Source organism: Terribacillus sp. FSL K6-0262 (assembly GCF_037977385.1).
In the GTDB taxonomy this organism is placed as follows: domain Bacteria; phylum Bacillota; class Bacilli; order Bacillales; family Amphibacillaceae; genus Terribacillus.
Genome location: NZ_CP150277.1, coordinates 318,264 through 342,721 on the forward strand (window position 1 = coordinate 318,264; position 24,458 = coordinate 342,721).

At 46.8% G+C, this 24,458-nt stretch carries 23 protein-coding genes; 9 read left to right on the forward strand and 14 right to left on the reverse strand.

What is annotated here, in order from left to right; genetic code table 11:
• Positions 1-29 precede the first annotated feature (29 nt).
• From pyc to MHI54_RS01590, 3 genes are all read right to left on the reverse strand, one after another.
• On the reverse strand, positions 30-3,473 hold the full coding sequence (gene pyc, locus MHI54_RS01580; protein WP_340082170.1) for a pyruvate carboxylase: 3,444 nt from the start codon (positions 3,471-3,473) through the stop codon (positions 30-32).
• On the reverse strand, positions 3,461-4,705 hold the full coding sequence (gene ftsW, locus MHI54_RS01585) for a putative lipid II flippase FtsW (RefSeq protein WP_340082171.1): 1,245 nt from the start codon (positions 4,703-4,705) through the stop codon (positions 3,461-3,463). Before ftsW ends, pyc begins: the two co-directional genes overlap by 13 nt.
• A gap of 151 nt (positions 4,706-4,856) precedes the next feature.
• On the reverse strand, positions 4,857-5,147 hold the full coding sequence (locus MHI54_RS01590) for a YlaN family protein (RefSeq protein WP_038559874.1): 291 nt from the start codon (positions 5,145-5,147) through the stop codon (positions 4,857-4,859).
• A 164-nt stretch (positions 5,148-5,311) separates the two neighbouring features.
• Here MHI54_RS01590 and MHI54_RS01595 point away from each other — a divergent pair, with 164 nt between their 5' ends.
• The 3 genes from MHI54_RS01595 (at position 5,312) to MHI54_RS01605 (ending at position 6,279) form a co-directional block, all read left to right on the forward strand.
• The gene (locus tag MHI54_RS01595; protein WP_095214588.1) at positions 5,312-5,776 is read left to right on the forward strand and encodes a hypothetical protein; all 465 of its coding nucleotides are present in this window, start codon (positions 5,312-5,314) and stop codon (positions 5,774-5,776) included.
• 118 nt (positions 5,777-5,894) lie between these two features.
• Positions 5,895-6,098: a YlaI family protein gene (locus tag MHI54_RS01600; protein WP_095214587.1), complete on the forward strand. Its 204-nt coding sequence runs from the start codon at positions 5,895-5,897 to the stop codon at positions 6,096-6,098.
• Between the two features lie 16 nt (positions 6,099-6,114).
• Positions 6,115-6,279 (forward strand): DUF5325 family protein, encoded by a 165-nt coding sequence (locus MHI54_RS01605; protein WP_158221463.1) that lies wholly within the window; start codon positions 6,115-6,117, stop codon positions 6,277-6,279.
• 26 nt (positions 6,280-6,305) lie between these two features.
• Here the strand turns inward: MHI54_RS01605 and MHI54_RS01610 are convergent, their stop codons facing one another.
• A complete protein-coding gene (locus MHI54_RS01610) occupies positions 6,306-7,109 on the reverse strand; it encodes an inositol monophosphatase family protein (RefSeq protein WP_340082172.1) in 804 nt (267 codons plus the stop codon).
• A 40-nt stretch (positions 7,110-7,149) separates the two neighbouring features.
• Positions 7,150-7,338 (reverse strand): hypothetical protein, encoded by a 189-nt coding sequence (locus MHI54_RS01615; RefSeq protein WP_340082173.1) that lies wholly within the window; start codon positions 7,336-7,338, stop codon positions 7,150-7,152.
• 139 nt (positions 7,339-7,477) lie between these two features.
• Here MHI54_RS01615 and MHI54_RS01620 point away from each other — a divergent pair, with 139 nt between their 5' ends.
• Positions 7,478-8,104, forward strand: coding sequence for a DUF1054 domain-containing protein (locus tag MHI54_RS01620; protein WP_233134794.1), 627 nt, complete (start codon positions 7,478-7,480; stop codon positions 8,102-8,104).
• Positions 8,105-8,144: 40 nt separating this feature from the next.
• Here MHI54_RS01620 and MHI54_RS01625 read toward each other — a convergent pair whose 3' ends face one another.
• Positions 8,145-8,414: a UPF0223 family protein gene (locus tag MHI54_RS01625; protein ID WP_095214583.1), complete on the reverse strand. Its 270-nt coding sequence runs from the start codon at positions 8,412-8,414 to the stop codon at positions 8,145-8,147.
• A 125-nt stretch (positions 8,415-8,539) separates the two neighbouring features.
• Here MHI54_RS01625 and MHI54_RS01630 point away from each other — a divergent pair, with 125 nt between their 5' ends.
• On the forward strand, positions 8,540-10,012 hold the full coding sequence (locus MHI54_RS01630) for an aminotransferase class I/II-fold pyridoxal phosphate-dependent enzyme (RefSeq protein WP_095214582.1): 1,473 nt from the start codon (positions 8,540-8,542) through the stop codon (positions 10,010-10,012).
• Positions 10,013-10,037: 25 nt separating this feature from the next.
• Here MHI54_RS01630 and MHI54_RS01635 read toward each other — a convergent pair whose 3' ends face one another.
• Positions 10,038-10,865 carry a polysaccharide deacetylase family protein gene (locus tag MHI54_RS01635; RefSeq protein WP_340082174.1) on the reverse strand — a complete coding sequence of 276 codons (828 nt, stop codon included), beginning with the start codon at positions 10,863-10,865 and terminating at the stop codon, positions 10,038-10,040.
• Positions 10,866-11,075: 210 nt separating this feature from the next.
• Here MHI54_RS01635 and MHI54_RS01640 point away from each other — a divergent pair, with 210 nt between their 5' ends.
• Complete coding sequence (locus MHI54_RS01640) at positions 11,076-12,644, forward strand: BCCT family transporter (RefSeq protein WP_340082175.1); 1,569 nt, start codon at positions 11,076-11,078, stop codon at positions 12,642-12,644.
• A gap of 288 nt (positions 12,645-12,932) precedes the next feature.
• On the opposite strand, the gene lpdA is transcribed toward MHI54_RS01640, so the two are convergent.
• The 5 genes from lpdA to MHI54_RS01665 form a co-directional block, all read right to left on the reverse strand.
• Positions 12,933-14,342 (reverse strand): dihydrolipoyl dehydrogenase, encoded by a 1,410-nt coding sequence (gene lpdA / locus MHI54_RS01645; protein WP_095214580.1) that lies wholly within the window; start codon positions 14,340-14,342, stop codon positions 12,933-12,935.
• Positions 14,343-14,345: 3 nt separating this feature from the next.
• Positions 14,346-15,635, reverse strand: a complete 1,290-nt coding sequence (locus MHI54_RS01650; protein ID WP_095214579.1) for a dihydrolipoamide acetyltransferase family protein — start codon at positions 15,633-15,635, stop codon at positions 14,346-14,348.
• 24 nt (positions 15,636-15,659) lie between these two features.
• Positions 15,660-16,637: an alpha-ketoacid dehydrogenase subunit beta gene (locus MHI54_RS01655; protein WP_095214578.1), complete on the reverse strand. Its 978-nt coding sequence runs from the start codon at positions 16,635-16,637 to the stop codon at positions 15,660-15,662.
• A gap of 3 nt (positions 16,638-16,640) precedes the next feature.
• The gene (pdhA, locus tag MHI54_RS01660; RefSeq protein WP_198946018.1) at positions 16,641-17,684 is read right to left on the reverse strand and encodes a pyruvate dehydrogenase (acetyl-transferring) E1 component subunit alpha; all 1,044 of its coding nucleotides are present in this window, start codon (positions 17,682-17,684) and stop codon (positions 16,641-16,643) included.
• Positions 17,685-18,085: 401 nt separating this feature from the next.
• Entirely contained in the window at positions 18,086-18,739 is a 654-nt protein-coding gene (locus MHI54_RS01665) for a YkyA family protein (RefSeq protein WP_158221462.1), read from the reverse strand.
• A 176-nt stretch (positions 18,740-18,915) separates the two neighbouring features.
• On the opposite strand from MHI54_RS01665, the gene def reads away from it, so the two are divergent.
• Entirely contained in the window at positions 18,916-19,470 is a 555-nt protein-coding gene (def, locus tag MHI54_RS01670; protein ID WP_095214575.1) for a peptide deformylase, read from the forward strand.
• A 32-nt stretch (positions 19,471-19,502) separates the two neighbouring features.
• Here the strand turns inward: def and MHI54_RS01675 are convergent, their stop codons facing one another.
• Entirely contained in the window at positions 19,503-20,276 is a 774-nt protein-coding gene (locus MHI54_RS01675; RefSeq protein ID WP_095214574.1) for a Cof-type HAD-IIB family hydrolase, read from the reverse strand.
• Between the two features lie 463 nt (positions 20,277-20,739).
• Here MHI54_RS01675 and MHI54_RS01680 point away from each other — a divergent pair, with 463 nt between their 5' ends.
• Both MHI54_RS01680 and rnjA read left to right on the forward strand, forming a co-directional pair.
• A complete protein-coding gene (locus MHI54_RS01680) occupies positions 20,740-20,952 on the forward strand; it encodes a DNA-directed RNA polymerase subunit epsilon (protein WP_095214573.1) in 213 nt (70 codons plus the stop codon).
• A complete protein-coding gene (rnjA, locus tag MHI54_RS01685; protein ID WP_095214572.1) occupies positions 20,949-22,616 on the forward strand; it encodes a ribonuclease J1 in 1,668 nt (555 codons plus the stop codon). Before MHI54_RS01680 ends, rnjA begins: the two co-directional genes overlap by 4 nt.
• Before the next feature lie 31 nt (positions 22,617-22,647).
• Here the strand turns inward: rnjA and MHI54_RS01690 are convergent, their stop codons facing one another.
• Positions 22,648-24,372, reverse strand: a complete 1,725-nt coding sequence (locus MHI54_RS01690) for a pyruvate oxidase (protein ID WP_095214571.1) — start codon at positions 24,370-24,372, stop codon at positions 22,648-22,650.
• Positions 24,373-24,458 lie beyond the last annotated feature (86 nt).

Consider the following 24,458-nt stretch of genomic DNA (forward strand, 5'->3'; position numbering starts at 1 on the left):
CCACTGCCGTGTCGGCAGTGGATTTTCCTTTATTCAAATTCCAAAAGCAGATCTCCGACTTGAATTGGCTCTCCATCCTTTACATGGATATCTTTGATGGTTCCATCGAATGGCGCCTGCACCGTCGTTTCCATCTTCATTGCCTCCGTGACGAGCAGCTGCTGCCCTTTTTGCACTTGCTCACCAGCAGCTACCAACGCCCTGATGACAGTTCCAGGCATCGTTGCACCAATATGCTTCTTGTTCTGTTTATCCGCTTTCGGTGTCGTTTTGACTGTTGCCTGCACCTGTTCATCACGCACAAGCACCTCACGAGGCTGCCCATTGAACTCAAAGTATATCGTCCGCATTGCATCCGGACCGGCCTCGCCTATTGCGACCAGCTTGACGATCAAGGTTTTCCCTGGTTCGATTTCCACTTCGATTTCTTCATCCAGCTTCATGCCGTAAAAGAATGTCGGTGTAGTCAGAACGGATAGATCTCCATAGGCTTCCTTGAATGCCGCATACGTTTCGAACACCTTCGGATAGAGGGAATATGCCACGATATCCTGCTCGGTAGCTTCATCCACCATCTTTTCCTGGAGCTCACTCCGCAGCTGATCAAAATCCACTGGCGGAAGCAATTCACCAGGGCGGGCTGTAATCACTTCCCGATCCTTCACGATCACCTTCTGCAGCTCTTTCGGGAACCCGCCATATGGCTGTCCAAGATAGCCTTGCGCGAATTCGATTACAGAGTCCGGGAAATCGAGTGAAGCTCCTTTTTCAATGACACTATTTTCATCCAAGTCGTTTTGCACCATGAATAATGCCATATCGCCGACCACCTTGGAGGATGGCGTTACTTTGATGACATCCCCGAATAAGTCATTCACCCTTCTGTACATGACTTTCACTTCGTCCCAACGATCGCCCAGCCCGACCGCATTTGCCTGCTGCAGCAGATTGCTGTATTGACCGCCCGGCATTTCATGCAAATAGACTTCTGCATGCGGGGCTTTCATGCCGCTCTCGAAGTCACTGTATTGATTGCGCACATCTTCCCAATATAATCCGAGTTCATCATAATTCCCGACATTGATGGATGGTCGGCGCTCCATCCCCTGCATGGCGTGATAAAATGTGCTGGCACTCGGCTGAGAAGTCAGACCCGCCATGGAACCTGCTGCAACATCGACTACATCCACACCAGCTTCTACGGCCTTCACATATGTCAGTACGCCATTTCCGCTTGTATCATGCGTGTGCAAATGAATCGGCAGCGATACGGCATCCTTCAAAGCACTGACAAGGTCATAGGCAGCCTGCGGTTTAAGGAGACCTGCCATATCCTTGATCCCGATGATGTGGGCACCGGCCGCTTCCAGCTCCTTCGCCATCTTCGTATAATATGCAAGATCGTATTTCGTCCGGGATGGATCGAGGATATCTCCGCTGTAGCAAAGCGCAGCTTCTGCCACCTTGTTTTGATTGCGCACGGCTTCGATTGCCGGCTTCATATTTTCAATCCAGTTCAAGCTGTCGAAGATACGATATACGTCGATACCGGCTTCTGCGCTTTCTTTGATAAACTTCTCCACGACGTTGTCCGGATAATTCTTATAACCGACTGCATTGCTTGCACGGAGTAGCATCTGGAATAATACATTCGGCATTCTGTCCCGAAGTTTGGCCAGCCTCTCCCAAGGATCTTCCTTCAGGAATCGATAAGCGACATCGAAGGTCGCTCCTCCCCACATCTCGACTGAGAATAAGTTAGGCAATAGCTTGGAAGTCGGTTCGGCAATCGCCAATAGATCTTTTGTCCGGACACGAGTTGCAAGCAGTGATTGGTGTGCATCGCGGAAAGTAGTATCCGTCAGCAATACCTCTTCCTGTTCCTTCAGCCAGTTTGCCAGCCCTTCAGGACCATGGGCATCCAGGATTTGTTTCGTACCATTTTGATATTCGAGCCCTTTGTCAAGCTTAGGAATCCTCGGTTTCGGAAAATCAGGCTTTTCGACTTTACCGCTGCCATCGAACCCATTCACGGTTGTATAGCCAATATACTGAAGCATCTTCGTTCCTCTATCCTGCCGTTTAGGGAAAACGAATAATTCAGGTGTTTCATCAATGAAGTTAGTCGTATAGTCAGCTGACAGGAATTTTTCATGCAGGATGACATTTTCAAGGAACGGTATGTTGGTCTTGATACCGCGAATCCTGAACTCCCGCAGGTTCCTTTCCATCTTGTAAGCTGCTTGTCTGTAGTCCGCGGCCCAAGTCGATACCTTTACCAGCAGGGAATCATAGTAGGAACTGATGACGGAACCCTGGAAGGCATTTCCGCCATCCAGACGGACACCGAATCCACCGCCGGAGCGATAAGCCATGATTTTACCTGTATCGGGCATAAAGTTATTAAGCGGGTCCTCCGTTGTGACACGAGCCTGGATTGCATAGCCATTCGTTTTGATCTCAGATTGCGGGGGAATGTTAAGGCGTTCATCCGACAGGCTGTACCCCTGTGCCAGAAGCAGCTGCGTTTGAACGATATCCACGCCGGTGACCAATTCGGTGATTGTATGTTCCACTTGCACACGCGGATTCACTTCGATGAAGTAGAACTTATCATCTGCCACAAGGAATTCGACTGTCCCAGCATTCAAATAGGAAACATTTTTCATTAATTTGACTGCCGCATCACAAATATCGGCCCGAAGCGTTTCAGGAAGTCCGACACTCGGAGCTACTTCGATCACTTTTTGATGTCTTCGCTGTATCGAACAGTCACGCTCGAACAAATGGATGACATTCCCCGCATTGTCCCCTAGGATCTGCACTTCGATGTGCTTCGGATTTTCGATTAATTTTTCCACGTATACTTCATCACTGCCGAACGCAGCTTTCGCTTCTGATTTCGCTCGCTCGTACGCTTCAGCCAGCTCCTCGGCAGATCGAACGACACGCATGCCGCGGCCTCCGCCGCCCAAGGAAGCTTTGATGATGATTGGATAGCCATGGCTGTCGGTGAATGCTTTCGCTTCATCCAGGCCTTTGATCGGTCCGTCACTTCCGGGGATTACCGGTATTTCCGCAAGCAGGGCTTGCTGTCTTGCTTTCACTTTATCCCCGAACATATCAAGCTGTTCACTGCGCGGACCGATGAAGATTATGCCTTCCTCTTCACAGCGTCTGGCAAAATGAATGTTTTCCGATAGGAATCCATAACCCGGATGGATGGCATCTGCACCGGAAGTTTTTGCAATTTCTAGAATATTCTCGATATCAAGATAGGCATCGATCGGCTTCTTGCCTTCGCCCACCAAATATGCTTCATCCGCTTTGAAGCGGTGACTGGAAGATTTGTCCTCCTTTGAATAAATCGCGACCGTCTGTATCCCAAGCTCGACACAAGCCCGGAATACACGGATCGCAATTTCACCTCTGTTTGCTACCAGTACCTTATTGATTCCCCTTAGTTCGTCCATCGTTCTCCTCCTCTAGTCTTTCCCCTTGTTTGTGTAGTTGTACTAGTGGTGCGGATCCTCTGTCGATTGGAGGGACGTCTGCCCCGCTTGTCCTGCGTGAAGGTACTCTCTGTCACGAAAAGTTCTTGTGAACGTACATGCCTTGCAATATTATTCAGAATACCCATCGAAGCGAATAAAATCATCAAGGATGTACCGCCGTAACTGACAAATGGCAGTGTCACACCTGTAATTGGCAATAGACCGGTGATTGCACCCAGGTTGATGAAAGTCTGGATCCCCACCATCGACGAAATGCCTATTGCCAATAAAGAACCGAAGCTGTCACGGCATTGCTTGGCAATGTAGAAGCCGCGCAACACGATGATCGCCAGCATAGCCAAAACAGCGGCCACACCGATGAATCCCAGCTCTTCGGCTATGACGGCCATGATGAAATCCGTATGCGGTTCCGGCAAATAACCCAGCTTCTGGACTCCCTGTCCCAGCCCATCGCCGAAAATGCCGCCATTGCCGATTGCAAGATAAGATTGGACCAATTGAAACCCGTCATCCTGTACATGCTCCTCATCGAATGGCTGATAGGCACCTGTAAAACGGGAAATCCGTTCTTCATTGACCATGTGGGGCAATACAGCCAATATCAATACAACACCAGCCAATATCAGGATAGACAAATGCTTGAACCGTATCCCCGCACTAAGGATGATCGAGCAGGAAATCAGGAATACAATCGATGCAGAGCCTACATCAGGCTGGATGACGATCAAGCCTAATACCATCCCCAATACAATCAAAGGCGGCAGGACACCTTTTGAAAAGCTATGCAGATATTTCTGTTTTTTGGCGTAAACTGCCGCCAGATAAATGATCATACCCACTTTCGCCAGCTCTGCAGGCTGCAGGCTGAAGAACCCAAGATTGAACCAGGACCTTGATCCATTCACCTTGCCCGTGAACAAGACGCCCACAAGCATGATGATGATGATGACCATGATCGGCTTGATCCATTTCTGGAATTTTTGATAGGGCACAAGGCAGAAAAAGGCAAAGACAGGCAGTGCCAAACATATCCAAATCAAGGTCCTGACAAAGAATGCAGTAGCTGGTTCGCCGAACTTGACAACCGCAACTGTATAGCTTGCACTGTAAACCATCACGGCTCCGAAAGCTGTCAGCAGCAATGGTGTGAATAGTAAAGTAAAATCGAAATTACGCAATCTTTTTTTCATCTTAAAGCTCCCATAGTATGTATTTTACGAACTTCTTAATCCGCCAGATTCATAGAATAATAAAAAAACCCCGCCAAATTAAAGGGCAATGGGGTTTCATCTTTCATATGGGATGCCCGTACAAACAATTGCAGACGGCCTGCCGGTCCTGTTACGGACGCATAGACCGCTGTGCCGCTTCATGCAGCACATTCAACTGCCTTTCCAAGTTTTCAAGAAGCTCTTTTCCATCCTCTTCTTTCACAAGGTTCAATCGAATTGCAAAATCTATTTCACGTGACAAACCAAACATTTGTGTATCGAGTACTTCTTCATATAGCGGACACTGCGGCATCGTCAAATTGTCCATCTGTACTTTGATTAATTTAAGTATTTTATCAGCATCCGCCAAAAGAAGGGCATATGCTTTCTCTTGATTACTAACGGTGATCTCAGATATCAATATTATCCCTCCGTTAAACAGACTTCTTCTTTACAATTCTAGCGGTAGTCCTGGTAAATTGCAAGACACGTCCACCTATTAATTTTGTCGAATCATTGTCACTTGTCACATTCTTTATGTTAAGCTATATCTATAGATACTCTGGAAAAGGAAGTGTCGTTTATATGGTAATCACCTTGACAGGGAAAGTGGATTTCCCGCTAACACTCGATCCATCAGTCTGGATTTTCGATGATCGCAAAATCCTTTTTGAAAACGCTTTTAAAGAAATCGAGCCAGTTCCCGCCGCCGAAGAAAAGCATTGGGACCGCTCTGTCTATCAGCAAAAGATGAAGCCCCCCATCAATAAAAGCCTTACAAGAGAAGAGAGAAAACAGGCATTGGAGAACAGCTATGTCATGCCCATCGCTGATTTTCTCTCCACGGCCGGCATACAGGATGATGCCACGCATGCCGTATTCGTGACAGAAAACGGGGAGGAAATCGTTCCTTTGGACGAGCTTGAGGCCAGTCTGTTCCTATTTGCCATAGATGGTCGCAGCATCAAAGAATCCGGTCCTGCCCACTGCTACCTGCCAAGCAGGAAAGAAGACCCGATCAAGGCCATCCGGCAGATAAAGATCTGCTGAGCTTTCGGTATAGGAACTTCCCCGGGCGGATATGACTGGTAGAGTCTGTCGGCAGCATACGCACATTGGCTCATCGTATGGTAAACTGGAAAAGTATTATACTCTTTGAGGTGATAGCATGCGTGTGCAATGTGTACTCTGCGATAAAGTAGAAGAAATAGATGATGGAAGTCCGCACGCAAAGAAATTGCGGAACCGCCGTAATACGATGCATCTATGCAGCGAATGCTCGGATCGCATCTCCCAGCGGACGAAGGAACGAAAAGCGACCGGTAATTTCAATCTGTACCGGGAAAAGAAGACGGATGAACCTTTAATTTGATAAATGAGGTGAGACGATGTCAAAAGGATTGGCTTTGTTGACCGCCATATTGGTGATTGCCTGCTTCGTAGCCGCAGGTGTGACAATCAGCTACCAAAATTACGGCTGGATGACTTTCGCGATCATTGCCGGATTCTTCATCATGGGGGCCGGAATCTTCGCAAAACGAAAAGGGCAGTAAAAAAAGACGGGATTTCCCGTCTTTTTTCATTTCAATTCAATATAATCCTCGATCAATTCCCGATGGATGCTGCTGTTGGCTGCAACTATCGTTGTCCGATTAAGGAAGTCGACCGGCTCGCCGGCTGCATCAGTCAGCTTGCCTCCTACTTCCTGCAGAAGCACGAAACCGCCTGCGTAATCCCATGGCTGAAGACTGAAGGTCAAATAAGCATCCGTTATCCCTTCAGCAAGGAAGGCAAGCTCCAATGCTGCCGATCCATAAGCACGAGAGCCCATTGCACGATAAATGAGCTGCTGCAGCTTTTCCTCATTCACACGTCGATTAGGACAGAGCCAGAAGTGATTCAGCTCGATGATGGATTGATCGATCGTCTTTTCCGGGAGCATGGGCAGCTTGACATCATCCTTGTAAGCTCCTTCTCCTCGTTTCGCATGATAAAGCGTATCCTCCATCACATTGTAAACTATCCCGATTTCCGCTATACCGTCATGTATGATCCCTACCGATATGGCAAAATTGGTTTTCTGATGGACGAAATTCATCGTACCGTCAATTGGATCGATTATCCAGACTGTTCCTTTCGTTTCGGATACAGCCTCGCCGATGCCTTCCTCCCCCAACACTTTGTGTGATGGGTAGTTTTCCCGGATTTTCTCCAAAAAGAAGGATTCCACTGCCTTGTCCATCTTTGTCACAAGATCTTTCGGGCTTGACTTTGTCATGATCTCCAATGGTTCATCCATCTTCCCTTTGATAAGCCGCCCCGCTTCCAGTACCCACTGCCGTGCTTGCTTATGCAATGTATGCTTCATTGATTGCTCCATCATGTGGTCCCCCATTCTTTCCACTAGCTTATCACAAATATGCTCAGGATTCGAACCGATTCAATTGCTCACTCAGCAACCGAAGCTTCTCCTTCGTTTCCCGAACTGCCTTGTCATCATCTTCCTGCATGGCATCATGCAGTGTCATAAGATAATAATCGATTTCCAGACGTATGGCAGGCACCTTTTCCTCTGCTTCCCTTTTCCTTAAAGCCTCCATCACATCACGCATCTTCGCCCCTCCCATCCTTTGATTCCAATCTGTGAAGTTGTTTCTTTTTACCACTGCAGCGCGGTTTGTAAACCTTTCCTTGCTTGCAATTTACTTTTTGGACAGGTATGATGAAGGGAGATTTCTGCAAGGAGTGACAATGATGACCGCATTATTCACGAAAGAAGATTTCGACGTTTTTTCAATAGATGGATTGGAAGAAAGAATGGAAGTGCTCCGCAGCCGCTTGTCCCCGAAATTGGAAATGCTCGCTGCAGAGCTTGCGCCTTATGCGGAGCAAGTGACAGATCATGATATGTACGTCCATGTCGCAAAGCATGCACGCCGTACGAAGAACCCCCCAAAAGATACATGGTCCGCCCTTGCTTCCAGTAAACGCGGCTATAAGAAACTGCCTCACTTCCAAATCGGGCTTTGGGGTACACATGTATTCGTCCAATTTGCACTTATTTACGAAAGCCCATTGAAGGAAACTGCCGGACGTAAAATGACGGAAGCGAAGGAACAGATTTTGGATTCCATCCCTTCCCACTATGTCTGGTCGATGGATCATATGAAGCCGGATGCTTCCCCTATATCCGAAGAGCTTTTCGACAAGATTGCAGACCGCTTGCAGCATGTCAAAAAAGCAGAGCTTGTCTGCGGCGTCCATTTGCAGCCTGAGGACCCAGCGCTTGCTTCGAAGGAAGCATTCCTTAAAGTATGCAAGGACGTACTGAAGCATACAGCCATCTTGTACGAGCAAGCTGCGTTTGAACCTGTATAACACGGAATCCCCCTCCCGATTTAAGGGAGGGGGATTCTATTTACATTTTAATTTTTTCACCTGAGGCTGCTGCCCTTGCTTTTTTCACCGCTCTATAGCTGGAGTAGCCGGAGTCTTTCTCAAATCTAGCGTCCAGCTGCTTTTCTTCCGATTTGGAAGGTACAATCTGTTTGAAACGTTCGTATGCCAGCAGCAGGTCCTCCCGAAGGATGCCCTCTTCATACGTACGTTCCACCAAAGAAAAGAAATTCACGACATCAATGATTTCCTCTTTTGTCCAAGTTTCATCTATTGGATAGCTGTAATTCATCCTACCCCTCCTTTTCCCTGGATAATAGTGTAACACGAAAATAACTTTCCATGCGATGCTAGCAATCCGGATGCAGTTTTGCTATAATTCTTTTGTTTTTAACATGTAAAGAGGTGTCAGCTAAGATGTTTTCACAAGAACAAGCACCACTGTTCGATGGTTTGCGCAGGCATGCTGCCAACAAACCATTACAGTTCCATATCCCAGGACATAAAACCGGAAAGGGAATGGATCAGGAATTCTCAGCATTCATAGGTGAGAATGCCCTTTCCGTCGATTTGATAAATATAGAACCACTGGATGACTTGCATCACCCTCATGGTATGATCCAAGAAGCACAGCAGCTTGCAGCCAAAGCCTTCGGAGCGGATTACACATTCTTTTCCGTCCAAGGTACAAGCACACCGATCATGGCTATGGTCATGAGTGTATGCAAACCGGGAGATAAGATCATCGTCCCCCGAAACGTCCATAAATCCGTGACAAGTGCGCTCATCTTTTCCGGCGCCATTCCTGTTTTTGTACATCCTCAGCTGGATCACAAGTTGGGCATTTCACACGGTATCACGCCAGAAGCTGTTGAGAAGGCTTTGGAGGCGAATCCGGATGCAAAAGCTGTACTAGTCATCAATCCGACATATTTCGGGGTGGCTGCCGATTTAGCCCGTATCGTCGATATATCCCATCGTTTTCAAGTGCCTGTCCTCGTCGATGAAGCACACGGCGTCCACATTCATTTTCATGATGACATGCCTGTTTCGGCGATGGCTGCAGGGGCAGATCTTGCCGCTACCAGTGTGCATAAGCTTGGCGGTTCTTTGACACAGAGCTCGATTTTGAATTTGCGTGAGGGGTTGGTGCGGCATGAACAAGTACAAACGGTGCTTTCCATGCTCACTTCCACGAGTACTTCTTACATCCTGCTGGCATCCCTCGATGCTGCGCGCCGGCAGCTTGCCACCAAAGGGCGGGAAATGAACGCCCATGCCATCAGGCTGGCAAATGACGCCCGAAAGCAAATAAATGACATAGACGGTCTGTATTGTGCAGGGGAAGAAATCTTGGGCTCAGAAGCAGCATTCGCCATGGATCGGACCAAACTGCTGGTATCGGTGAAACAGCTCGGTATATCAGGAAGTGACGCAGAACGCTGGCTGCGGAAGGAAAAAAATATCGAGGTCGAGCTTTCCGACTTGTATAACCTGCTGTTCTTGATTACACCTGCTGATACAGAAAATGAGATCCGGCAGCTCGTGGATGCACTGGCAGATTTGGCAGATCTTCACCAAGCAGATATCTCGTCCGCGGAATTGGAAGTGTCCGTTCCTGAAATACCGGTCTTGTCTTTAAGTCCGCGCGATGCTTTTTATGCTGACACCGAAGCCATTCCGCTTGCAGAAGCAGAGGGACGGATCAGCGCTGAGTCCATCATGGTCTATCCGCCAGGAATCCCCATCTTCATTCCAGGTGAAATCATCAGTCCTGATAACATCAGCTATATCAGAAGAAATCTGGATGCAGGATTGCCGGTCCAGGGATTGATGGATGAGTCGATAGAATATATTCGCGTCATCAAAGAACATCGTGCCTTTCAATGAAAAACTCCCCGAATGGGGAGTTTTTTTATGATGGCCGCTCTATTGTGTCCGGATCGACAAGCTGATATCCCTTTGCCCTCAGTCCATTTACGATGTCTGGTACGGCACTGGCTGTCCATTCCCGATCATGCATAAGCAAATTGGCGCCATTACCCAACAATTCAGTATTGACCATGATATCAGCCAAAGCTGCACTGTCCTGGTATTGGCTTTCCCAATCATAACCATAGGTCCAGTTCATCACTGTCATCCCCTCATCTTCTGCCAGCTGTCTGCTGTAATCCGTATTTTCACCGAATGGCGCTCGGAAAAACGCAGGCTTCTCCCCTGTGATTTCCTCTACCTGCTCATCCACTTCAAGAATCTCCTCTTTTATCTCTTCTTCCGTCAGGTCATTTAGATTGGCATGACTGTATGTATGGTTTCCGATCGCAAATCCCATGTCATGTATTTTTTTCAATGTATCTTTCGCATCATCCGTCGTCAGGAAATGACCATTCACAAAGAAGATTGCCGGTGCATCGGCTTCCTTCAATGATTTCGCTATCTCAAGTGCATGCTTATCCGGAGCGTCATCGAAGGTCAAAAGCGCGACCTGTGGTTCGGCATCGTCAAGCGGAACAATGGAAGATACTTCCGACACCTTATATTGTGCCTCCTGCTGCTCTTCTTGCTTTTTTTCCTGCGCTTCCTCAGTCTGCTCCTTTTCAGGAGCTTGTTCTTGATCAACTGAAGTACTCGCCCTTGTTTCGGTCTGTTCAGCCTCATTCCCTGCTTGCTCCGAACTTGCACAGCCGCTGATCAATACACCGGATAAGCATAGGAGCATTGGAAATAATAAAAATTGCTTCACTGTAAAACCCTCCATTTTGACATATTACTGCCATTATAGTGGAAAGTTTTGGACTTGTAATGCAAAAACGTCAAAATATGTCGAGCCCGGGAGAAATATGCAGGTTAAGGTTTATGAATTTGGCAGAACGGGTAGGAAGCTGAAGTAGAGATTGTTATAATGATCATTCATGCAGCATTTTTCAAACTTTAAAGCAGAAAGGATTTATTTATGAAAAAAACGACTAGTGTATTTTGGTGGGGAATTGGTATTGTGGTTGCTTTTCTTATTTGGGGAAGCATTCCACAATCCATCCTGCCGAATGGAAATACTGCAAATGTAACGAATGTCATTCAAACCTTCCTAATCGACCGATTTGGCTGGTTTTATCTGCTGACGGCCACCTTGCTGTTAGGCTTCGCCTTCTTCCTGATTTTTTCGAAGTATGGAAAAATCACGCTCGGAAAACCAGATGACGAACCGGAGTATAGCTATATATCCTGGTTTGCGATGCTATTCAGCGCCGGTATGGGGATCGGTCTTGTATTCTGGGGAGCATCGGAACCTCTCAACCACTTTAATTCCCCTCCAACCGTGGTCGACGAAGCCAGAACAGCTGAAGCTGGCACGACCGCCATCTCTTACAGCTTCTTCCACTGGGGATTGCACCCATGGGCTATTTACGCCACCCTTGCACTGGCAATTGCCTACTTTACCTTCCGCAAACAATCCAGCGGGGGAGTGATAAGTGCAATTCTGGAACCAGTATTCGGGAAAAGGATTTATGGCCCCCTTGGAAAAGTCGTCGATATAATTGCTGTATTCGCTACCATTTTTGGCGTTGCTACTTCGCTGGGCCTTGGAGCAATCCAAATCAGCGGGGGAATATCGTATTTATTCGAAGGGATCGAACCAACCTTCACGATCGAACTGCTCATCATCGTAGTCGTGACGGTACTCTTTATCGGATCAGCACTGACCGGCTTGGACAAAGGGATAAAAATCCTTAGTAACGCCAACATAATATTCGCCGTGCTGCTGATGCTTGCCGTACTTTTGCTTGGTCCCACCAATTTCATTCTTGATTCACTCGTTACATCATTGGGACAATACGTACAGCACCTTCCGGAATGGAGTTTTCGTCTGACGCCATATGATACAGATAACTCATGGATTGGAGATTGGACATTATTTTATTGGGCTTGGTGGATTGCATGGGCTCCTTTTGTCGCAACCTTCATCGCCAGGGTATCACGCGGCCGTACGATAAGGGAATTTGTGACTGGTGTACTGCTGGTACCGACCATCTTCGGTGCAATCTGGTTCGCTGTATTTGGATCTACAGGCATCAATATGGAATATTTCCAGAATATCGACCTGTTCAGCGACATTTCATCACTGGGTGAAGAAGTAGGATTGTTCGCCATGCTGTCGCATCTTCCTGGAGGAATGATTCTCTCCATTTTGGCACTGCTGCTTATCGCGACATTCTTCATCACTTCTGCAGATTCAGCGACATTCGTCCTAGGCATGCAAACGACCAATGGAGATTTGAACCCCTCCAAGACGGTCAAATTGATCTGGGGATTGGTTCAATCAGCAACTGCTGCAATCTTGTTATGGGTTGGCGGAGAGGATGGTCTTGGAGCACTCCAGACAGCTTCCATCATAGCAGCTTTCCCATTTGCGATCATCATGATTCTCGTTGTATTTTCACTCATCAAGACTTTGAAAAAGGAAGTAAAACGTCTTAATTTAATTGACAAGAAGAAAAAGCAGACACAAAGGACAGGAGATTAATATCTCCTGTCCTTTCTTTTGCAGGATGGTTCATCAAATTCAGCGAAAGCAGGCTGGCATCCTCAGAGTCCGAGACAGCGTTTATGAAATCGGAAGGAATACCGCAGCCGTTCATTCCAAGAATGCAGTACTAAAACTACTCAGAACGCTTTCCGCAAACCGATTATATCGTTGCACTCGGCTCATACTCCTCATTTACTCAGAGAACTGACAAGGATCCGGAGATTGATATGATGTATGGAAAAATAAAAAAAGAGCCTATCCGTCGGGGATAGACTCTTTTTCCAATTATCTTACGATATGGATCGGAGAGCCGATTGCAACTTCAGCAGCTTCCATAGTGATTTCACCAAGAGATGGGTGAGCATGGATTGTAAGTGCAATATCTTCAGCTGTGATTCCGGATTCAACCGCAAGACCAAGCTCAGCAATCATATCGCTCGCATTAGGACCAGCGATTTGAGCACCGAGGATGACACCGTCTTCTTCACGAGTGATAAGTTTCATGAAACCATCACTGTCGTTAAGAGATAGCGCACGTCCGTTTGCAGCGAACGGGAACTTAGCAGCTTTTACTTTGTAGCCGGCATCTTTGGCAGACTGTTCTGTATGACCGACAGATGCAAGTTCAGGCTCAGAGAAGACTACCATCGGAATGCCATTGTAATCGATCGCAGATGGTTTACCGCTGATTGCTTCCGCAGCGATCTTACCTTCGTAAGAAGCCTTGTGCGCAAGCGGAGGACCTGCAACGATATCACCGATTGCATAGATGTTTTCGATGTTTGTGCGGCATTGCTCATCGATTTCGATAAGACCGCGGTCAGTCATCTTGATACCCACTTCTTCCAAACCAAGTTCGGAAGTGTTCGGACGGCGACCTACAGTCACAAGGACATAATCAGCTTCGATGGTTTCTTCTTTACCTTTTGCTTCGTATGTCACTTTGACACCGTCAGCAGATTCTTCAACGCCTTTAGCCATTGCTTCTGTGACTACGTTCACGCCTTTTTTCTTCAGTCTCTTAGAAACAAGGCTTGTCATTTGTTTCTCGAAACCGCTAAGGATATCTTTCATACCTTCAAGGACTGTTACTTCCGTACCGAAGTTAGCGTAAGCAGTACCAAGCTCGATTCCTACGTAACCGCCGCCGATGACGACAAGTTTCTTAGGAATTTCTTTCAGGTTAAGGGCACCAGTTGAATCCAGGACGCGATCGGAGTATTTGAAAGCAGGAAGTTCGATCGGTGTAGAACCTGTTGCAATGATACAGTTGTTGAAAGTATAAGTTTGGGAAGTTTTCTCATCCATTACTTTCACTGTATTTTTGTCAACGAAGTAAACTTCACCTTTGACAACATCTACTTTGTTACCTTTTAATAGACCGCCGACACCGGAAGTCAGCTTGTTTACAACACTAGCTTTCCAGTCTTGCACTTTGGAGAAGTCCACTTTTGCACCTTCAGTGGAGATACCAAGATCAGCATCGCCATGTGCATATTCCGCTTTGTGACCTGCTTGGATCAATGCTTTGGAAGGAATGCATCCTACGTTCAAGCACACACCGCCAAGGTTTCCTTTTTCAACTACAGTTACTTTTTGACCTTCTTGTGCAGCGCGGATGGCAGCTACATAGCCGCCGGGTCCCGCACCTACCACAAGAGTGTCTAATTCGATCGGAAAGTCTCCTACTACCATTTCTTATCCCTCCATCATGATTAGTTGTGGATCAGCCAATAGACGTTTCAAGTGATTCATCGCTGTTTGAGCAGTCGCACCGTCAACGATTCTGTGGTCGAAGCTTAGAGAAAGTGCAAGTACTGGAGCTGCAACGATCTCGCCATCTTTAACGACCGCTTTTTCAGCGATGCGCCCAACACCAAGGATAGCTGCTTCAGGGTAGTTGATTACCGGAGTGAACCACTGACCGCCTGCAGAACCGATGTTAGAGATAGTGCTGGAAGCACCTTTCATTTCGTTCGGAGCAAGTTTACCATCACGTGCTTTTACAGCAAGCTCGTTGATTTCCTGGGAAATAGCGAAGATGGATTTGCGATCCGCATTTTTTACAACTGGTACAAGAAGACCTTTTTCAGTATCTGCTGCGATACCGATGTTGTAATAGTGTTTTGTGACGATCTCATCTGTCGCATCATCGATGGAAGAGTTCAAGATCGGGAAGTTTTTCAATACAGAAACAAGCGCTTTGGCAACGTATGGAAGATACGTAAGCTTGATTTCTTTTTCAGCTGCGACAGCTTTGAATTTCTTGCGATGAGCAACAAGCTCAGTTACATCCACTTCATCCATCAATGTAACGTGAGGAGCTGTTGTTTTGGAAGTAACCATCGCTTTAGCGATCGCGCGACGGATACCGCTCATTTTCTCTCTGGATTCAGGGAATTCATCACCAGAAACAACCGGAGCAGATTTTTGTTCAGCAGCAGTTTCCTGAGCAGCTTCAGCTTGTGGAGCTTTAGCAGCGCCGCCGTTTTTGAAGCTGTCGATATCTTCAGCAAGCACGCGGCCGCCTTTGCCGGAACCGGAAACTTGTTTGATATCTACGCCTTGCTCGCGTGCATATTTACGTACGGAAGGCATCGCGATGACAAGATCGCCTGAAGGAGCTTCAGCTTTAGGGCCCTCTTCCTTGACTTTTTCAACAGTCTCATTGGACTCTGTCGCATTTGCTTGAACGGAAGTCTGTTCCTGCTCAGCTGGAGCCGGAGCATTTCCGCCTTCAGCTTCGCCACCTTCACCGTCGAATGTGATAAGTGTATCACCAACGACTGCGACTTCACCTTCAGCAACGGAAATCTTGCTTACTGTACCATCATAAGGAGATGGGATTTCAACTACTGCTTTATCGTTTTGGACTTCGCAAAGCACGTCGTCCTCTGCTACTGTGTCGCCTTCTTTGACGAACCATTTTACGATTTCACCTTCGTGAATACCTTCACCGATATCCGGCATTTTGAATTCGAAAGCCAAAATAATTACCTCCTGATTTTGCTATTAGAAATTGATTACTTCGTTCGCTTTTTCTACGATGTCGTTATGGTTTGGAAGCCATACTTCTTCAGCTTGTGAGAAAGCAAAGACTGTATCCGGTGCAGTTACACGCATTACTGGAGCTTCAAGATGCAGGATAGCGCGCTCTTGGATTTCGGAAATCAAGTGAGCTGCGATACCAGCTTGACGCTGTGCTTCTTGTACAACTACCACACGGCCGGTTTTCTTGACAGAAGCAAGTACTGTATCAAGGTCGATCGGGCTCACTGTGCGCAAGTCGATCACTTCGGCAGATACGTTGTTTTTCTCAAGTTCTTCAGCTGCTTTCATGGAAGCCTGTACCATGGCACCGTAAGCGATGAGTGTCACATCAGTACCTTCACGTTTTACAGCTGCTTTGCCGATTTCCACAGTGTATTCCTCTTCAGGTACCTCTTCACGGAAGGAACGGTAAAGTTTCATGTGCTCAAGGTAGATGACCGGATCGTTATCGCGGATCGCAGAGATCAAAAGACCTTTTGCATCATAAGGATTGGAAGGGATGACCACTTTAAGACCAGGCTGCTGTGCCATGAGGCCTTCAAGGGAATCCGCATGCAATTCAGGAGTGTGTACACCGCCGCCGAATGGCGCACGGATTGTTACAGGAGCACTTTGCGTGCCGCCGGAACGATAACGCAAACGAGCCAATTGTCCGCTGATTGCGTCCATTACTTCGTAAACGAAACCAAAGAATTGGATTTCCGGTACCGGACGGAAGCCTTCGATCGCAAGACCTACAGCCATACCGCCGATTGCAGACTCAGCAAGCGGTGTATCGAATACACGCTCTTCGCCGAATTCAGCTTGCAAACCTTCAGTCGCACGGAATACACCGCCGTTTTTACCAACGTCTTCCCCGAAGATCATAACGTTTTCGTCATTCTTCAGTTCCGTACGGAGAGCATCAGTGATTGCTTGGATCATTGTCATTTGTGCCATGACTTACTTCGACTCCTTTTCTTTGTACACTTCCAATTGTTCTTCAAGGTTAGAAGGAAGGACTTCGTACATATTGTTGATCAAGTCGGATACTTTCATTTTCGGATAGTTATCCGCCTCTTTGATCGCAGCTTTGATTTCTTCTTTCGCTTGCTCGATCACTTTGTTTTCTTCTTCTTCGGACCATAGGCCTTTAGCTTCCAAGTACTTGCGGAAACGAACCAATGGATCCTGTTTTTCCCACTCGGAATCCATATCTTCGGTACGGTAGCGAGTCGGGTCGTCACCAGCCATTGTGTGCGGGCCGTAACGGTAAGTAAGTGTTTCGATCAATGTCGGGCCTTCGCCGTTGATCGCGCGTTCGCGAGCTTCTTTCGTAGCTGCATAAACCGCAAGGACATCCATGCCATCAACCACGACGCCAGGGATACCTACTGCCACAGCTTTCTGAGCAAGTGTTTTCGCTTTTGTCTGTTTCTCGCGAGGTACAGAGATTGCGAATTGGTTATTCTGTACAATGAAGATAGCCGGTGCATCATATGCCCCTGCGAAGTTCATGCCTTCGTAGAAGTCACCTTGTGACGTACCGCCATCGCCAGTATAAGTAATCGCTACGGATTTTTTACCGCGGCGTTTCATGCCAAGTGCCACGCCAGCAGCTTGTGTATATTGTGCACCGATGATGATTTGCGGGCTCAATGCGTTGACACCTTCAGGGAATTGGTTTCCATGGAAGTGTCCACGGGAAAATAGGAATGCCTGATAAAGAGGAAGACCGTGCCAGATCAGCTGCGGTACATCACGATATCCAGGCAGGATGAAGTCTTCTTTCTCCAAAGCGAAGTGCGTACCAAGCTGGGAAGCTTCCTGACCTGCTGTTGGTGCGTAGAAACCTAGTCTACCTTGTCTATTCAATGCAATGGAACGCTGATCAAGGATGCGCGTATATACCATTCTGTGCATTAATTCCTTCAATTCTTCATCTGACAAATCCGGCAAAGCTTCTTCGTTTACGACTTCGCCATTTTCGTTAAGGATTTGAAACATTTCAAACTGTTCTTCAATACCTTCTAGCGTACGTTTCAAAGCTAGTCACCTATCCTTCCTAGAACTATATTTACTGTAATAGCCTTTCCAAAAACACAGGAAGTACCACAATAGTTTACTGTACTCGGTGCATCCCCTCGTTTAACCGGTTACAACAAAAGTACACAAAACTGTTACATAAATCATGATAACGAAAAGTGATACAATTCATGTCCTGTTATAGTTTAGCTTATCTTGCCGGAAAACGTCAACATCTTAGATTGGATATTGCTGATTATTTATGAAAACGGTATTAAGGAAATCTTCACAATTCTCGGTTTGACATCTGTACTACACAATATTTTAACACTGTATCAGTAAAATCTAAAACCCTTCTCTCATTCCGAGAAAAGGGTTTCCGTTCATCCATTTTCCACATTCAGGCCAGCAGCTTCATAAAACTGCTGTTTTTGTTCATTGAATGCTTCTGTATGCTTATTGAATTCTTCATTGGCTGCTTTGATATCATCATAACCCGCATTGATCTTTTCGATTTGGCTCGTCAATTCATCCTGGGTGATATCGTCTTGCTGGAACATTTCATATAAGGCGTTATCTTCATCCAAGGCTTTTGTATACGCGTCGTGGAGCCGATCATAGGCATTGTATCTGGCTTCCATTGTATCATAGAGTGTCTGTGCCTTTTCTTTGGCGCCGTCACTTTCCAGGTCATCGATGATGGAGTCGATCTTTTTGAATTCTGCTTCCGCTTCATCCAAGCTTTCTTTTTCCTTGGCAAGGGCATCCTTGCGCTGTCTGATCAAATCGATCGCTTCCTTTGATTTGCTCTTGATCTGATCCAGCTCATCCTCGCCATACTGCAGAATCTCATTGTATAGATCCTGTTCTTTCTTTTCCAGATCCGTCAGAGAATCCTGCTGTTCGACATATCCAGATTCAAGGGATATGGCCTCCTCCAAATGATTGTATACCTGTTCCTCCGGTGACGCATTGTTGCACGCAGTGAGTCCCACGGCGCTCCCCATCAGGAGCAGGCCTATTCCTAACTTGCGCAAAACGTATCCTCCTCTGCCATGTTTCCCACAGCTTCTATGTATTCCCCTACATTGTATAACAAACCCCAAAAACGTGAAAGTGCGATAAACAAATCTGCAGATTGATTCTGGTGTCATATAAACATTCTTGTGATACACTAAGGAACGGAAAAGTAACAGCGCAAGGAGTGATCAGCATGATTACCATGGATGATATCATCCGCGAAGGCAATCCGATTCTCGAACAAGTTGCAGAAGAAGTGGAATTGCCTGCATCGGAAGAAGATAAACAAACATTGAAAGAGATGCTCGAGTATTTGAAGAATAGTCAGGACGAGAAAATAGCGGCAAAATACGACCTGCGCCCTGGCGTTGGCCTGGCTGCACCGCAAATCGGCATATCCAAACGCATGATTGCGGTCTATTTCGAAGATCCGAACGGGACTTTTTATGAATATGGCCTTTTCAATCCTAAAATCGTCAGTCATTCTGTCGAAAATACGTATCTGATGAGCGGTGAGGGCTGCCTATCCGTTGATCGCGAAATACCTGGCTATGTACCAAGATATGCCCGCATCACAGTCAAGGCGGTCACATTGGAGGGCAAGGAGGTCAAATTACGGCTGAAAGGCTATGCTGCAGTCGTCTTCCAGCATGAAATCGACCACTTGAACGGAACGATGTTCTACGATCGTATCAACAAGGAGGATCCTTTCGCACAGCCGGATAATTCCAAACCGATAGAACTATAAAAATGCGCACTCGAGACGAGTGCGCATTTTATTTATATCAATCCAGCCTTCTTCAGACCAAGTGCAAGACCATCTTCATCCACATGGGCTGTCTGGATGTCGGCCAGCTCCTTCAATTCAGGCACGGCATTCCCCATTACAATCCCAGTGCCTGCGAATTCAATCATTTCCAAGTCATTCAATCCATCTCCGCACGCATAAGCTGCATGTACGGGAATGTCTGCAGCTTCCAGCAATTTCGTCACACCGATTTTTTTGGAGCCATCAGCAGGCAGGACGTCACAGGAAAGCGGATGCCACCGGATGAAACGGACATGCTCATGATGGTCGGAATAAGCTTGCTCCTCCTCTTCCTCACAAAATAGGAGTGATTGGTAGATCGGTTCGTGATGGAAGTAGTCCTTATCGATTTCCGGATATGTAAATCCCAGGGATGCCAGGCTGTCCCGGACAAAACTGTTGTCAGTCTCCGATGCCTTCATGATCGTATCTCCCATGAATACCATGGCATGCCCTTTTTCGGACGCTTCATCATACAGATGCAGCAAATGCTGCCTTTCAATCGGATTGCGATGGATCACTTCCCCTTCAAAGACGACATATTGACCGTTATAGCTGACAAAAGAAGTAATGTCGAGTTCCTTGCGGATATCCTCAAACATGAATGGTGCCCTTCCTGTCGCTATCGCCACGTAATGACCATTATCCTTTAACGCCTGGACGGCATCCTTTGTTGCCTGCGGTATTTCACCTTTTGTATTCAGGATCGTGCCATCGATATCCAGGAATACGATACTTTTCCCCATTGTACATCCTCCTCCTAGTCTTTCCTGCCCTTGCATCTTTCCTCTCCACTTCTTATAATCGAGTATAAGTTATGCAGGTTCGTCGAAAAATATCTTTACATGAATCCCAAGAGAAAACAACCATCCCTTCCTTTTATCGGCAGTTTTTTTGAAAGTATGCTGTGTTTTAGTTTTCATCTTAGCGTTTTCATACTATACTGTAGGTAAGAGGGATTGGACCGGTAAACGTTTTTTCTTGCTTTTCTGCGAAAACGAAAGGAGTTGCTTCGTGTGCTCAAGCGTTTGAAGGAAAAGTTAAAGAAACGGTGGAAAGATTTATTTGGCCAAAAACGACGAGTGCCTACTACGTGCGGACAAGATCTAACTGAATAGCAATACGCCAGCAATTCGGTTTCATACAGACTTGCTCCGTTCGTTATGGATATAAAAGTAATTGTCAACCATGAGAATAGGAGAGATAGATATGGTATTTAAAGTATTTTATCAGGAAAACCCTTCCGAAATTCCTGTACGCGAGCGCACCAAAAGCTTGTACATGGAAGCGGAAAACGTAAGACAGGTACGGAAAGCATTGGCAGAACGTGACATCAACATCGAGTTCATCCAGCCGCTCGATGAGGCACATCTTGCATATGAAAAACAATCTGAAGACTTCAAACTGGAGCAAGCGAAATGAAATTCGTAAAAAATGACCAGACAGCTGTTTTTGCCATTGGCGGACTCGGAGAAATCGGCAAAAACATGTATGGTGTCCAATTCCAGGATGAGATCATCATCATCGATGCAGGGATCAAATTCCCGGAGGACGAGCTTCTTGGTATCGATTATGTGATTCCTGATTTCACTTATATCGTGCAGAACCAGGACAAAGTCAAAGGCTTGTTCATCACACACGGTCACGAAGACCACATCGGCGGCGTACCTTACCTCTTGAAAGAAGTCAATATCCCGATTTATGCCGGAAAGCTCGCTATGGGTATGATCAAAAACAAACTGGATGAGCATGGCCTCTTGCGTAACGCCAAGCTCAATATTTACGGGGAAGATGACATCATCAAATTCAGAAAGACTTCCGTAAGCTTCTTCCGTACTACACACAGTATTCCGGAATCATTCGGTATCGTCGTCAAGACCCCTCCTGGCAATATCGTGCATACCGGTGACTTCAAATTCGATTTCACTCCAGTCGGACAGCCAGCTGATATAGCGAAAATGGCTGAAATCGGCAAAGAAGGCGTACTTTGCTTACTTTCCGACTCAACAAATAGTGAGGTACCAGGATTCACCATGTCTGAACGTGTTGTCGGTGAAAGTATCAGCGATATTTTCAGACGTGTCGACGGCCGTTTGATTTTCGCTACTTTCGCTTCCAATATCCACCGATTGCAGCAAGTAGTTGAATCAGCAGTGAAAACAGGCCGTAAAGTTGCCATTTTCGGCAGAAGCATGGAAACGAACATCAATTTGGGGATAGAACTTGGCTTCATCAATGCACCGAAGGATACATTCATCGATTCGCATCAGATCAACCGTCTGCCGGCGAATGAGGTTGTCATCCTATGTACCGGATCCCAGGGTGAACCAATGGCTGCCCTGTCCCGGATCGCTAATGGTACACACCGCCAGATTCAGATCCAGCCTGGTGACACAGTCGTGTTCTCGTCTTCCCCGATTCCAGGGAATACAGTCAGCGTAAGCCGTATCATCAACATGCTGTATCGTGCTGGAGCAGACGTCATTCATGGCGCCTTGAACAATATCCACACTTCCGGTCACGGCAGCCAGGAAGAACAGAAGCTCATGCTTCGCTTGATGAATCCGAAATACTTCATGCCGATTCACGGCGAATATCGCATGCTGGTCGAGCATATGAAACTTGGTAAGCTTTGCGGTATTGATGAGGAACAATCATTCATCATGGATAACGGTGATGTACTGGCATTGGGTAAGGATAGTGCTGCGATTGCCGGCAAGATCCCTTCCGGCTCCATCTATGTGGACGGCAGCGGTATCGGTGATATCGGGAATATCGTATTGCGCGACCGCCGCATCCTGTCCGAAGAAGGACTTGTCATCGTCGTTGTCAGCATCAATATGAAGGAATTCAGAATTGCTTCCGGCCCGGATATCATTTCCCGCGGCTTCGTCTATATGCGTGAGTCTGAAGACCTCATCAATGAAGCACAGAAGATTGTTTCGGCTCATTTGAATAAAGTAATGGAAAGAAAAACGACACAATGGTCCGAAATCAAAAATGAAATCACGGATACCATCGCGCCGTTCCTGTTCGAAAAAACAAAACGCCGTCCGATGGTGCTCCCGATCATCATGGAAGTATAAAATGAAGCCTGAGCATGCGCTCAGGCTTTTCTTATTTCAAGAGACGTTTGACAGACTCTTTCATATCCGGAAGCTCTATTTTACCAGTAGAGAAAAATTCCTTGATCAGATATTCTGTGTATTTCACTGCTTGCTGGTAGGATATCTTTCCTGGCAGCGGAGCCATATCCTCGATCACCACATCGATAATGGCTGGTTTATCAGAAAGGAACGCTTGCTTGATGCTCGTTTCCAGATCCTCGAACTTTTCAACACGATAGCCTTCACCGCCGCATGATTGACCGAATTGAGCGAAGTTCATTTCCCCCATATCGATACCATAGTTGGGGGTCCCGATTGTTGCTTGCTCGAATTTAATCAAACCAAGCTGACTATTATTCAGCACAATTACTTTCACTGGTAAATCGTACTTCACCGCTGTGACAAAATCCTGCATATTCATACTGAAACCACCATCCCCGCAAATGGCAATCGCCTGCTTTCCAGGATAGGCCAGCTTGGCCGCGATGGCACCAGGCAGCCCGCAGCCCATCGTTGCCAGACGTCCGGATACGACAAAGTCCTGCTGGGTCAAAGGCAGATATCTTGTCGTCCAAACCGTGACATTTCCTACATCGCAGGAAATGACGGCATCCTTATCCATATTGTTCTCCAGGGCATACATTATCTGCGGAGGCTGTATCGGTGATTCCTCCCTTTTCTTTTGTATTTGCAGCTGTGTATGCCATTCCCTCATCTTTTCTTGATACTTTTCGATATAAGATGTGTCCAGCTTCTCATCCGTCATTTGTATCAGTTCCTGGAGCAATTCCTTGCTATCCCCCGGTAATCCGGCTTCCACTGGATAGATACTTCCGATTGCGCTTGCCTTGATATCTATCTGGATTGCCGGCAAATCATCCGGCAGGAATGATCGATATGGAAAACTGGTTCCTACAAGCAGCAGCAAATCCGCTTCATTTATCGCTTCATAGGAAGGTGTTGTCCCGATCTGCCCATGCTGTCCCAGATTATAGCTGTGATGATCCGGGATGATACCCTTGCCAAGCAGACTGAGAATGATCGGGGATTTAATATGCTCCGCAAATGCCATCAGCTCCGTACGCGCATGCTTTGCTCCTTTACCAGCCAGGATGATCGGTTTTTTTGCCTGGTCGATCAATTTGACTGCTTCTTGAAGATCCTGCTTGGCAGGAGCAATTCGAGGTCTGGCATAGTTGGCTGAAGTCTTGCCAGGTTTCCCTGGATGCTTCTGGGCAAACAAATCATCCGATACGACCAAGACGCTTACCCCGGAATTGGCATATGCTTCCCGGATCGCTTGATTAAGAAGATCCGGCAGCTGCTCGAAGGATTCCGCCCTTTCATTGAAGGCAGCGACATCCTCGAACATCTGTTCAAGCTTCACTTCCTGGAAAGCTCCTGTACCTAGCTCGTTGCTCGGCACTTGTCCGACGATGGCCAGGACTGGCGCCTTGTCTTCCCGTGCATCATACAAACCATTCAGCAAATGGACCGCTCCCGGCCCTGCAATCGACAGACAGACCCCAAGTTTTCCGGTCAGCTTGGCATATGCAGCGGCTGCGAGTGCACCAGCCTCTTCATGGCGGACCTGGATGAACTTCAACTCATCCTCCTTCTTATGTAAGTCGCTGATGAACTCATTGACGGAATCACCGGGTATACCGTACACATGATCGACACTCCATTCAAGCAGCTGATCTGCCAATACTTCTCCCGTTCTTCTTTCGAACATGATATCATCTCCCGTTTCTGAATTATCCTCCTTTTGTATGTAACCTTTTTGATACATAAAAAAACCCAAACAGTCTGAATCTGTTT